General features: G+C 32.6%; 12 protein-coding genes and 1 pseudogene. 3 read left to right on the top strand and 10 right to left on the bottom strand.

Features of this window, described 5'->3' with window-relative positions:
* Nucleotides 1-170: 170 nt before the first annotated feature.
* The 3 genes from CN946_RS11235 to CN946_RS11225 are packed head-to-tail and all read right to left on the bottom strand — an operon-like array spanning nt 171 to nt 2,312.
* Nucleotides 171-986 carry an RnfABCDGE type electron transport complex subunit D gene (locus tag CN946_RS11235; protein WP_098861195.1) on the bottom strand — a complete coding sequence of 272 codons (816 nt, stop codon included), beginning with the start codon at nt 984-986 and terminating at the stop codon, nt 171-173.
* A complete protein-coding gene (locus CN946_RS11230) occupies nt 976-1,881 on the bottom strand; it encodes an FAD:protein FMN transferase (protein ID WP_286133908.1) in 906 nt (301 codons plus the stop codon). The genes CN946_RS11235 and CN946_RS11230 overlap by 11 nt, the downstream gene beginning before the upstream one ends.
* Complete coding sequence (locus CN946_RS11225) at nt 1,881-2,312, bottom strand: FMN-binding protein (RefSeq protein WP_098861194.1); 432 nt, start codon at nt 2,310-2,312, stop codon at nt 1,881-1,883. Before CN946_RS11225 ends, CN946_RS11230 begins: the two co-directional genes overlap by 1 nt.
* Nucleotides 2,313-2,755: 443 nt before the next feature.
* On the opposite strand from CN946_RS11225, the gene CN946_RS11220 reads away from it, so the two are divergent.
* Entirely contained in the window at nt 2,756-3,466 is a 711-nt protein-coding gene (locus CN946_RS11220) for a DUF421 domain-containing protein (RefSeq protein ID WP_098861193.1), read from the top strand.
* Nucleotides 3,467-3,670: 204 nt separating this feature from the next.
* Here CN946_RS11220 and CN946_RS11215 read toward each other — a convergent pair whose 3' ends face one another.
* The 7 genes and pseudogenes from CN946_RS11215 to CN946_RS11185 all read right to left on the bottom strand — a co-directional run bounded on the left by CN946_RS11215 (nt 3,671) and on the right by CN946_RS11185 (nt 9,774).
* On the bottom strand, nt 3,671-3,916 hold the full coding sequence (locus CN946_RS11215) for a DUF2231 domain-containing protein (protein WP_098861192.1): 246 nt from the start codon (nt 3,914-3,916) through the stop codon (nt 3,671-3,673).
* Nucleotides 3,895-4,128, bottom strand: a complete 234-nt coding sequence (locus CN946_RS11210) for a DUF2231 domain-containing protein (RefSeq protein WP_098861191.1) — start codon at nt 4,126-4,128, stop codon at nt 3,895-3,897. Before CN946_RS11210 ends, CN946_RS11215 begins: the two co-directional genes overlap by 22 nt.
* A 131-nt stretch (nt 4,129-4,259) precedes the next feature.
* Nucleotides 4,260-4,916, bottom strand: a pseudogene (locus tag CN946_RS11205) (sulfite exporter TauE/SafE family protein); the annotation flags it as partial.
* Between the two features lie 241 nt (nt 4,917-5,157).
* Nucleotides 5,158-6,375 carry an MFS transporter gene (locus CN946_RS11200; protein WP_098861189.1) on the bottom strand — a complete coding sequence of 406 codons (1,218 nt, stop codon included), beginning with the start codon at nt 6,373-6,375 and terminating at the stop codon, nt 5,158-5,160.
* A gap of 49 nt (nt 6,376-6,424) precedes the next feature.
* Nucleotides 6,425-7,675 carry a M20 family metallo-hydrolase gene (locus CN946_RS11195; RefSeq protein WP_098861188.1) on the bottom strand — a complete coding sequence of 417 codons (1,251 nt, stop codon included), beginning with the start codon at nt 7,673-7,675 and terminating at the stop codon, nt 6,425-6,427.
* A 270-nt stretch (nt 7,676-7,945) separates the two neighbouring features.
* The gene (locus tag CN946_RS11190) at nt 7,946-8,395 is read right to left on the bottom strand and encodes a nucleoside deaminase (protein ID WP_098861187.1); all 450 of its coding nucleotides are present in this window, start codon (nt 8,393-8,395) and stop codon (nt 7,946-7,948) included.
* 77 nt (nt 8,396-8,472) lie between these two features.
* Nucleotides 8,473-9,774, bottom strand: coding sequence for a cytosine permease (locus CN946_RS11185; RefSeq protein WP_098861186.1), 1,302 nt, complete (start codon nt 9,772-9,774; stop codon nt 8,473-8,475).
* A 6-nt stretch (nt 9,775-9,780) separates the two neighbouring features.
* On the opposite strand from CN946_RS11185, the gene CN946_RS11180 reads away from it, so the two are divergent.
* Entirely contained in the window at nt 9,781-11,202 is a 1,422-nt protein-coding gene (locus tag CN946_RS11180) for a PucR family transcriptional regulator (RefSeq protein ID WP_098861185.1), read from the top strand.
* A gap of 40 nt (nt 11,203-11,242) precedes the next feature.
* On the top strand, nt 11,243-12,097 hold the full coding sequence (locus tag CN946_RS11175) for an alpha/beta hydrolase (protein WP_098861184.1): 855 nt from the start codon (nt 11,243-11,245) through the stop codon (nt 12,095-12,097).
* Nucleotides 12,098-12,100: the final 3 nt, after the last annotated feature.

Below are 12,100 nucleotides of genomic sequence, written 5' to 3'. Positions count from 1 at the left end.
TTTGAGATAGAATTTTATTATTGTGTAAGCTCAAATCAATGAACAAAACATAAACAAGATGGAACAGTCTTAAAACTATAGATTTCAGAAAAAACGATTCAATTGAAATCCCCTGATATTTTTCGTTGTTTGTAATGGGAAAAACTAACCCTTATCAATTGTTACTAAAATCATACATTATGAAAGGATTGATTCCTTTGTTTGAATTTTTGAATTGAAGGTTTTGATTTTAATAAATTAAATAAATTGCCTACCATCAAGCCTGTAAATAAATAGGTTAATCCTCCAAATAAAGTATAAATTGTAACTCCTACTAGTGCACATATTAAACCGAAAAAAACTTGTTGTTTGTCTTTGGCTGGTGATGTAGGAGGATCAGTGAGCATAAAAAATGCAAAGAAAAGCGAAGCATTTATAAATGGACTACGAAAAGCATCCGATGCATCTCCAATATGAAAAAGTTTAGTCAGTATTAAGAGAATGAAATAGGTTCCTAAAAATGAAAATACCATAGGAAATTTATTTACACGACTCACAACGATATACCCAGCGATTAATAAAAATATATTTGTCCAACCTTGAAGATCTCCAAATGCTCCCCACCAACTTTGTTCAGTGTGAAAAAGGATGATAGACATTAATAGACCAAAAACTGCTGGATTAAATATTTGTTTCCTTTTAAAAACAATTAAATATTTTGATAAAATTGAAATGATTGTAGTGAAAACAATCACATACCATGCAGTGGTTGTACTTAAAATCATCGCGACAATAATTCCAGTAATAACTGCTCCGTATGGCTTAATATTTTTCCTTTTTAAAATTAACAAACAGAATAGATCTGTGATTGTTGCCACAAAAACGGCAATCATACAGTTAATTGCTCCTCTACTAGTTTGATAATCAATTGTAGCAATTAAGAGTAAAATCATTAAGGACAGAATCACATATCCTTTTGGTGACTTCATCCATTGTTTAATAGTCAATCATATCCACTCCTTTATGATAAATTTGTAAGTCGGATGAAATTAAAATGCCCTCTAATCCAACTTCTTCTAATAGAGCTAGTCCCTTTTTTCTTCCCATTAAATAACATGTAGTTGAAAATGCGTCAGCCAACATTGCATATGGTGCTATGATGCTACAACTAATCAATTCAGTTGGTGATTTTTTATTTTTGGGATTAATAATATGATGAATTCCTGGGTTTAAACTACTATTACGTTCATAACTTCCAGAAGTACAAACCGCCATGTTAGAAATTTCTATTGAGTGAATGATTTCTCCCTTATTTTTTGGGTGCTGAATTCCTACTTTCCATTTATCCCCTAATTCATCTAATCCTCCTGCATAAAGATCCCCACCAGCATTAACAATGAATCCATCAAATTGTCTCAATTCATTTACAGCAAGATCAATGGCAAAACCTTTGGCAACAGCACCTAAATCAATCACTAAAGGCTTTTTTAATAGTACTGTTTTATCTTCTTCATTTAAGGAAATATCAGCGTAATTAACTATTTCCGATGTATTATTTTGTATGAACTCTTCTGTTAAATAGTGTTGATTGAAACCAACATTTTCCATTATTTGACCAACCGATGGATCAAATAATCCATTTGTCCATTTAGCTACTTTTAACGCGAATTTTAATGGTTCAAATAATAATGGACTAACAGCTACTGGTTTATTAATTTGTTTACACACCTTCATTAATTCACTATCCAAACTAAATCGGCTACATGTCTTTTCAACCTCTCGAAAAAAATCAAATGCACGATTAATTGAAGCATCCGTTTCCTCAATCGATTTTGATGTGACTACTTTAATATCAACAACCGTATCCATAAATAATTTCGTTTTTCTTATGATTTTCTTCATTATATATTCCTTGCCTTTAATAGAGCATCTTGAATAGCATCTTTAAAGGCCTGTGTACTATATGTCGCTCCTGACACATTCCGAACTTGTGAACTTTGAACATTTACTACTTCATTTGGTAAATTTACTATGTCATTCTCAGAATAATGCATACCATAATTACTTATCTCTACATCTATAATTTTATCTTCATTTATCTTTAAGGCGATTTGAATCGATCCACGACGATTAGAACCCATCCCATAAAAAGTTCCATTTTTATATAAACTTTTTTTTACAATATTATTTTTATTTAACGGAACATTGACCTGTTCAGTCTTTGGCGATACTACATTCGAATCTTGAATATCAGTTGTAAAATAGCCAGTAGCATATATCGCTCCTATTGCAGTTGAACAGATAGTAACCCATTTTTTACTCATTTTGCCCATTTACATACCTCCAGTTCTTATTATCATCTTGTATTATAATAAGTAATTCTTAAAATTCCTTTAATTGCTAAGCAAAATTAATAAAATTTCTAGAATTTTTTTGAAAACTTTTCTTATCAGATGGCTTCATTTTAGAAGCTGAATAAACAGTTTAAGATAAATTTAGATTACTTTTTCTTATTATTCAAAAAAAAGGTAGCCATTTAAAATTTGTTTCTTCTAAAAATTACACCATAAAAGTGAAAACTTAATGAAAATTTTGTGCTTTTTTCATTAAATTGCAGAAATTGAGATGCAAGTCTTCTAAGTTGCACAAACTAATTTCTACATAATTAAATTTGTCTATCAATTTAAACCTCTTTTATAAGGAGATTATATAAATACTTTAATGATAATAATAATTAAAAATAAATTAAGGTTACTGGTAAAAGGAGTAGTTGCCCATGCCTGAACATTTTGAAATTATTACAAGAACAATGCTAGCATTTTTGATATTGTTCATCGGTGCTAAACTATTAGGAAAACAAATTATTGCTGAGATGAATACCTTTGATTTTATTGCAGCTATTTCAGTTGGGAGCATTATTGCAAATTTGGCTTTTAATTTAAATATAAAAATCCACCATGCAGTATTAGCTTTTTTAATTTTGGTTTTAGTCATTTTACTCGTTAGTTATATTTCCTTGAAAAGCAGAATAGGTAGAAATTTACTTGCAGGTAATCCAACTGTCATAATTGAAGATGGAAAAATTTTAGAGGCTAATATGAGAAAAATGCGCTATTCTCTAGACTATTTAAATCAACAATTAAGAGAAAAAGGAATTTTTAACATAGATGAAGTTCTTTATGTAGTAGTTGAAACAAATGGTAAAGTATCTTTTTTACAAAAACCTCAATACCGAAACGTAACAAAACAAGATTTAAATATACCGACAAAACAGGAAAGTAATTTACCTATTGAGTTGATTATGGATGGGGAAATTATCTCAAAAAATTTAAGAGAAAATAATCTGTCAGAATTAAAATTACAAGAAGAGCTAAAAAAACGTAATCTTCAAACGAAAGAAGTGGTGTATGCTGTGCTGGCAGCAAATGGAAATATTTATATTGATACCTATAAAGATCAGATTGTTTCTCCAATTGATCAAGAATGAACTATTAATATTTTGATACGATTATTGAATAGAGTTCAAATAAAAAAGAGCCAATTAAGGCTCATAGATTATAAATTCATCATTTGAAAATTCAATTAGCAATAACTGTTGCAGTAGTCTTTCAACAATATTAATTGATTAACAATTGTAAGTGTTCATGCATCTTATTCAATTTCAAACTTTGATATAGATCAAGTGATAAAATTATTTAGGTGGATTTACTAATTTATTATGAACTTTTACATTGATACCATCAATATAAACCATTTTCCCACCATAATATCCTACTGATAATACTAGAATAAGTGAAACCAGTGAAAAGATTAAATATAAAAAATTAAGCTTACTAAATAGTTCTTTTTTCTTGAAATAAGTAGAATAAATTCTAAAAGCTGCAACAATTGTTACTAGCCAGCTTGTAAGTATTGCTAATTGATCGTGTATATGCAAGAAAGTAGTATTCCCTCTTGCCATCTCTTCTGGTCCAGTAGAAACAGAAAGCTAAGTGCTGCAAAAATCCAAAGCCACATACCACGCTCTGCTTGAAAGTTTACTTTTTTGAAAAATGCACTCCAAAAATCTTTTAGAACTGCTAAAGTGATAAATGCAATTGGGAAATGAACAAGAATTGGATGAAGATGTGAAATTACTTCCTTAATCATGTGAAAACCTCCTATTTAATATAGTTGTATATTTATTTAGGAGGTTTCTTCAAAAAATTGTCTAATGCATTTTTGGAATAAAATGATAAAGATCTTCTAAAATTTACAAGATCTTCCTTTTGTATTTTCATTTAAATCCATGTTTCTAAAATAGTAATCCAAATTTTTAAAGCTGTTATCCCAATTAGTATAGAAAGGATTAATTGCAGCATTTTTACGTTTAGTTTTTTTCCAATTTTTGCTCCAAGAGGAGAAGCAACAATACTTGCAATCACAACTATAATCGTTGGGATTATATCTACTTGACCTGTTGTGAACTTACCAATCGTTACTCCTATAGATGAAATTAACGTAATCGCAAGTGATGATGCGATCGTTACACGTGTTGGAATTTTTAATATGGTCAGCATAATTGGAACTAATAAGAACGCTCCGCCGGCACCAACAACACCAGCACTTCCTCCAACAATGAATGCTAGTGAAGCTGCAATCCATTTATTAAAAGTAAGGTCTTTTTCAATATTTATGTTAATTTCCTTTTTTGGTACAAACATCAATACGACAGCAATCAATGCTAGAAAACCATAAACTAAATTAATCCCTTCTTCTGAAAGTAGGTGTGATCCAAATCCTCCAATAAAACTACCGACTAATACACTAATTCCCATATATAAAATAATTGTTTTATTTAGATATCCACTTTTACGATAACTTAAAACGCCACCAATCGTAGCAAAAAAAACTTGAATAGCAACAATTCCTGATACTTGATGCGCTGTAAAGGTTGAAAAACCTAATATTCAAGCAAAGGAAATAACGAAAATATATTTACATAGTTTTTGCATTAAAAAGAGGATTAGTATTACAAATGTAGGAGTTGATGCTGACCGACATGCATCAGCGGCCTCCCAGTAGGCTCAATCCCTACTTTCTTCAAAGAAAATTGTCTGCTTATCTACCAAATGAAAAAATTTTCAAAAAAAATAAAAGGGGTAATTCTCCCCTTTCTTTCCTCTGATATTCTTTCAATTATAATGCCTGATCCTTAACTTCTCTAATATCTTGAGTGATTTTTCTATTCTTATACCCTACCCACCTATAAGAAACAAAACTACTAATTAGTAATACGAATGCTCCAAACAGATAAGGAAGATTGATATGTATATCGAATAACCCCCCCGCAAGAATTGGTCCGAAAATTTGACCGAGGCTCATATAGGCATTGTTCAATCCTGCTACAAAACCTTGTTCATTTCCAGCTTCCCTCGAGAGCAATGTGTTAATCGTTGGACGTAAGATGTTATTAAATGTGAAATACAACATTGTTATGGCCATTACATAAAAGAAATTTCCCGAGAAAAGCAAGAACACAAGTGAAACACCGGACAACAAGAGCATACTGCTAATAATAGGCTTTTCTCCAAACCTTTGTGTAAGGCGATTCGTTAGTACTAATTGGTTGAATGTACCAATCAGTGAACAAACCATAAACAAGATCGATATTTCTCTTGTTGTAAATCCATAACTTTGAGTAACGAACAATGGATAGATAGCTTCAAAGTGTGTTAGTCCGAAACTAAGAGCGAATATCAATAATAGTATGATAAAATAACGAGATTTAACCGATTGTGAAAGTTGACGAAAAATATTTTCTTTTTTCGGTTTTGATTTTAAATGTTTAAGACGTTCCTCAGCAGTTTTGGATTCCGATAATAATGGAATGCAACTGATTACCGCCAAAAGACCAATACTTGCAGACGCGAAGAAAGGAGTCCTCGTGCCAAACTCAGCAAGTAAACCACCTAAACCCGGACCAACAATAAAACCAGATGACATGGAAGCACCTAGAAATGACATTGCTCTTGGCCTCTGTTCTTCAGTCGTGATATCAACGACATATGCCATGATGGATGGAATTAATGCAGCAGCGCCAATCCCACCAATTAATCTTGAAACAAGAAAAATTAAAAAATGATCTGCAGTAGCAGCTATTATGTTTGAAATAACGAATAGACACAGTCCAACGACAATCATCGGCTTCCGTCCGTATTTATCCGAGAAATCGCCAGCAATTGGCGAGAACAAAAACTGTGTTAAGCCAAAGGCAGATACTAAATATCCTGCTGCTTTTCCTCCTGCTCCAAAATCTATTAGAAGCTCAGGAAGGATTGGTATGACAAGACCAATCCCTAGCATTGCAAGAAACATATAAGTTAGTAAAAATGGTAACGCAGATTTTGTTGACATGGATTTTTCCCTCTTTTACTTGTATTACTAAAAAACAAATGTAATTGTATTATTTTGAAACAGAAATGCCTGCTTTTGCATAATGTAAAACCGCTTCTTCTAAAACATCAATACCAATTAATATATCATTAAGATCTGTAAATTCATCAGGATGATGGCTTAGACCATCCTCAGATGGAACAAAAATGAGACCTACTGGGGCAAGTCTTGTCATATTCATTGCATCATGTCCTGCACCACTTTGCATCACTTGAAAAGGAAGTTCCTTTTTAACACAAATGGATTGTAGACCATCAATTACTTCAGGCGACAGCAATACAGGCTCTTCGGAACTGATAATGTTGCTTTCTATGTCTAGCTTTCTATTTTTTTCAACATTTTCGATCGTTTTTAATAAATGATCCAAAACGAACTTTCTAGATTGTACTGAGGAAGATCGAATGTCAATTTTCATTAGTACTTCTCCTGGGACGACGTTCATTGCACCAGAGTGGATATCCAATACGCCAACTGTAGCAACTGTACCATGTTCTTGTTCATGTATTGCAACTTTCTCTAGCTCTAATGCAATCTCAGATGCTCCAAGCAAAGCGTCTTTTCTCATATTCATTGGAGTAGTTCCAGAATGAGACGCTTTTCCGTTAATTTTTACAAGAAGTCTAATAGGTGCTGCAATTCCAGTAACAATCCCAATTTTTTTATGATTATTTATTAATATTGGACCTTGCTCAATATGAAGTTCAAAAAACGCCTTAAATTCTTCATCTACTCTACTTGCTTCATCAATACTATTAAAATCAAGGGCACAGTGAGCAAATGCTTTTTCCATCGTAATACCATTACGATCTTCTAAATGACGGTACTTCTCTTTTTCAATACGCCCCGCCATCGCTTTACTCCCCACAGTTGATACCCCAAAACGAGCTGACTCTTCACAGGCAAATGAGATAATTTCAATTGGATGATCAGTCACAATATTCTTTTCATTTAATCGACTTATTACTTCGAGTGCCGCAATGACGCCTACCACCCCGTCATATTTCCCACCCTCGTACACTGAATCTAAATGAGACCCAATTGCAACGGGAGCCAGCCCTTGAACTTTTCCTTCTCTTCTTGCGATAACATTTCCACATTGATCCATTCGGATATCTAATTTTTCTGCTTTACACATACGTATAAATGCATGTGTACAGGTTTGTTCCATATTTGAATAAGCTAATCTTGTGATCCCCTTTTCCCCAGTGTTATATTGACTAATTTTATTAAAAAGTGTTAAATATCTTTCTTTACGATCCATGAGCTATCTCCTGTCCTGTTATTTATCTTTTTTTCTACACATAATGGGAAGTATTCCTCCACTAATAGAAATTTCATTTTATTAAAGGGAAGAGAAAACACTACTATTACCATATTGGTTGCAAAATGTTCCTCATGAAAAGTTTGATTTTGAAATGTTAAAATCCGACTCCAATAACGAAAGAGCCGGACCGTGTTTTTTTGTAAATGAACTAGTAGAAAAGCTTTCGATTATTTCAGCTTTACTGATTCAGGTAGTGTATAAATAAGATTATTTATTTAATTTATGAAAATGTTCAAATAAATTATCACATTCTTCTCTTTTCTCCACCTTAACCATGTCAAGAACGCTTTTATCTTCTCCAGTTAAATATTTGCGAAGATGTAAATCAGAGAAACCATGAACATCAGCGTCTTCTGAATTGTTGCAATAATATACTTTCCTTATTCCAGACCAAATAATTGCAGCGACACACATAGGGCACGGTTCACAAGTTGCATAAATTTCACAATCAGATAAGTCCATTGTGTCTAACTTTTTGCATGCTTCTCTGATTGCAACCATTTCCGCGTGTGCAGATGGATCGTTACCTCTCATCATCGTGTTGCTAACAACTGCGATAATCTCTTCGCCTTTAACAATTGTTGCACCAAATGGTCCATCAACTTTATTATTCATTCCTTCAATTGTTTTTTCTACTGCCATTTTCATGTAATCCACTATTAAATCCCTCCAATTTTAAATGGATATTGTTGTGTAGTTAGGTTGCCCATCAACCTATGAATCTATGAAGCTTTTTATTTCGATTTGCTTATTTTTCCAAAAATAGAATATAAAATAAACGATACAATTAATCCACTAAAGAAAGCAAATTCATTCATTTTTACTAAAAAAGGAATGTTCTTAAGTAGAGCACCTGACATTGGAAGAATAAAGCTAATTGCTAAAATAATCATAGCATTAGGATTGTAACCATTCTTATATTCTCCATCGTTGCCTTTTGGTACATATATACGATCTAACTTCATCTGTTTTTTGCGGTGTATATAGAAGCTTGAAAGCATAATACCTGTAATAGGCCCAAAAATAGAACCAATAAAGCTATAAAAGTAAAATAATGTCGTTGGGCTAGATACAAGTTTCCAAGGTAAAATAATCGTTCCTATAATAGCTGTTAAAATTCCTGCCGATTTTACAGTAAACACTTTTGGGAAAAGTGCTGTCATTTGTAAACCTGATGGCAAAAGATTAGCAAAGACAACAAACGCGATCGCGCCAACGTTTAATGCTAATATTAAGACAATAACTGAGAACGTATTTTCAATTTTATTAATCGCATGAACAATATTAAAGATTGGTTCACCGAAAGCAATTTCAGTACCTGCAATTAATGAGACACATGTGATTGCAAATAGAATATAGGATAGTATAAAGCCTAAAGGTAATCCAATAATGAAATCCTTTGGACTTTTTGCTCGATGGGTAAAATCGGAAATATTTACGACTGGGCCTGCCCAGTTAGATACTAAAGCACTCACACAGGCAATAAATACTAGTGAACTACTAGTTGGGGCCTTTGGAACATAATCAAAAATTGGTCCAAAACCTCCAGCCATATTTATCTCCCAAACAGCTGCACCAATGATAAAGACGTAAACAACTGGTGAAGACCAACTACCAAATTTGTTAACTACATTCATTCCACCTAAGAAAAGTAAGACTGTAACTGTCCAGAGTATTGCGTATGATATCATCGTTGGGACTGATAATCCAAGGAGATTAAAATGACCTCCTAGGGACATATAATTGGGGATAAATCTCGTGAAAATTACATTCAAAGATTCCGCTCCGACAACGGTTGTAGTACCAAAAAATACAATTCCAGCAATTAGACCACGACATATTGCTGGAATAATCGCTCCTTTTATACCAAACGTATCACGAAGTAACATTGTAAATGGTAAACCATACTTTGATGCAGCATAACCATTAAGACAATATAATGTTGCGACAATAATGGCAGACATTAAAACAGCTAAGATAACTTGCTTCGTATTAAGTCCGAGGACAAAAAAGCCTGCTACTGTCATATAAGACATGATATTATGAACCGTTTACCTATTTTAGAGCTACCATTCGAATACACGTTATCTAATGTCATATCGATTATTAATGAAAAGGCATCAGGAAGATATGATTTGCTAAATAGAAAAACGCTAGACATGCACAATACACTCTTTAGTATTGCATTAGAAGGTGGAGGTATTGAAAGGATATCATCTACGTTATCTGAAACTGTAAATAATCCCATTCTGATTGTAGACGAAAATTGGGATTTGATTCATTACTCAGAACATAAAGATAATCCGAACTATCTAGCCTATTGTCTTAATCTCGTAAAAGATCGCCAAGTTTTCCATAAAGAATTTATCGATTCGATTCCGCACAGAATTAGCCAAATGAGAAAGTTAATAAAGCGAATCTATTATTTAGAGAATTTAGAAATTAAATGTAGAATCCTCCCTATTGGAGTTGCAAACGATATTTTTGGCTATATCGTTGTTTGGCAAACTGTACATGAACTAACTGAATTTGACTATATTGCAATCGAACAGGCTTCTACTATCATAGCGCTTGAGATGATTAAGCAAAGGGAAATTGAAGGGGTAAAACTAAAAATAAGAAATGATTTCTTTGATGATTTATTAAATGGAAAAATAACGTCAAAAGAATCAATCAAAACTCTCTGCGACTTACATGGACTGAATCCAAATTATATGTACTTCTGTATGGTTATTAATTTAGAATCGGATGAACTCACGATCATTGAAGACATGGTTGATAGGAGATATAAACTAGAAAATAAAACAAGAAAATGTGTAGATTTAGTTTATGAGTGTTCGAGTCAAATAGATGGAGAAATTACATGCTTCCATCGAAACAACCGACTAATTATTTTGATCGGACAAAATGATAATAAACCTTCGATCTCCTTAAATGAAACAAAATTATATGCCAACACAATTCTCGAAGTTCTTAATAAAAACATTAATAAAACGACTTTTTTAATTGGAATTGGCCGTCAGTTTAAGACGATTAGTACAATTCACAAAAGTTTTTCTGAAGCTCACGAAGCCATTAGATTGATGCAAAAATTTGATAAAAATGAAGGAATCTCTCATTTTGAGGATTATGCTGTTTATCATTTTCTAGATTCAAATATAAAAGATCCACAGTTAGAAAGCTTTTTTATGAAATCACTCGGAAAGGTATTAGAACATGATAATCTTCATGACACTGGCTATATTCAAACGCTAGAGAACTATTTCAATCACAACCAAAATTTAAGTGACACAGCAAAGGCAATGTTTTTGCATAGAAACACTCTTATTTACAGAATTGAAAAAATCAAGGAAATATTAAATACAGATTTAAAGAATCCAGATGATTTGCTACAAATCCAGTTAGCCTTAAAGATTTTTCGACTTTTACATAAAAATCTATCACACATCAACAATGAAATATAATTAATTTATCCCTATTATTGGACGTGAACAATGAAAAAAAATTATTTATAAAAAAAATGAAAACTTTTCGCTTAAAGCAGACTTTTATGAAACGAACCGTGAAAAAGCTCCTGTGATTGTTTATATCCATGGGGGTGGCCTTATTTGGGGTTCGAGAGAAGATATTTCAAAAGAAATGGTCCAGTTTTACACAAGTAACGGATTTTCATTATTTTCAATTGATTATCGGCTAGCTCCAGAAACTAAGCTACGAGACATCCTTGAAGATGTTCAAGATGCAATTCTTTGGATATCGACGGAAGGTCCAAAACAATTCTCGATTGATCCAAATAAAATAATCATAATAGGAGGTTCTGCTGGCGGTTTTCTTGCTCTATGCTCTGGAACATTTAAATTTAAGCCCCAAGCAATCGTCTCCTTTTATGGTTACGGAGATATTAGTGCAAGTTGGGCCACAAATCCAAGCTCGTATTATTTACAAAAGGATTTAGTTTCAAACGAAATTGCTGAAATGCTTCAATCTACTCATGTCATTACAGAAGGATCGGTTGAAAAGCGTTATTTAATTTATGTACACGCAAGACAGCAAGGAGAATCGGTTCAAAAGATAACAGGTGTTGATTCAATTACAAATAAAGATCAGCTTCTCAAATTTTGTCCCATTAAACACATTACAAAAAATTACCCGCCAACTTTATTTTTACACGGAACGAAAGACACAGATGTTCCATACGAACAATCTGTCTTTATGAGAGGTGCCCTATTACAAAAAGGAGTGAAAACAAAGTTCATTACTATACCAAACGGAGAACATGTATTTGATAAGGATTTCCATCTCCCAATGGTTCAAGATTCATTAAAACAGATGATTGAATTTCTCCAAATGTATGTATGAGAA

Source organism: Bacillus sp. AFS053548, from assembly GCF_002575105.1.
In the GTDB taxonomy this organism is placed as follows: domain Bacteria; phylum Bacillota; class Bacilli; order Bacillales; family Bacillaceae_G; genus Gottfriedia.
The sequence above is the reverse complement of the archived record's forward strand: the minus strand, read 5'-3'. Positions and strand labels throughout refer to the sequence as shown.

What these genes read in the sequence shown, in the direction of transcription:
- CN946_RS11230 (WP_286133908.1), bottom strand. Translation starts at nt 1,881, where the DNA reads ATGAAGAAAATCATAAGAAAAACGAAATTATTTATGGATACGGTTGTT.
- CN946_RS11225 (WP_098861194.1), bottom strand. Translation starts at nt 2,312, where the DNA reads ATGGGCAAAATGAGTAAAAAATGGGTTACTATCTGTTCAACTGCAATA.
- CN946_RS11220 (WP_098861193.1), top strand. Translation starts at nt 2,756, where the DNA reads ATGCCTGAACATTTTGAAATTATTACAAGAACAATGCTAGCATTTTTG.
- CN946_RS11210 (WP_098861191.1), bottom strand. Translation starts at nt 4,128, where the DNA reads ATGATTAAGGAAGTAATTTCACATCTTCATCCAATTCTTGTTCATTTC.
- CN946_RS11200 (WP_098861189.1), bottom strand. Translation starts at nt 6,375, where the DNA reads ATGTCAACAAAATCTGCGTTACCATTTTTACTAACTTATATGTTTCTT.
- CN946_RS11195 (WP_098861188.1), bottom strand. Translation starts at nt 7,675, where the DNA reads ATGGATCGTAAAGAAAGATATTTAACACTTTTTAATAAAATTAGTCAA.
- CN946_RS11185 (WP_098861186.1), bottom strand. Translation starts at nt 9,774, where the DNA reads ATGTCTTATATGACAGTAGCAGGCTTTTTTGTCCTCGGACTTAATACG.
- CN946_RS11180 (WP_098861185.1), top strand. Translation starts at nt 9,781, where the DNA reads ATGAACCGTTTACCTATTTTAGAGCTACCATTCGAATACACGTTATCT.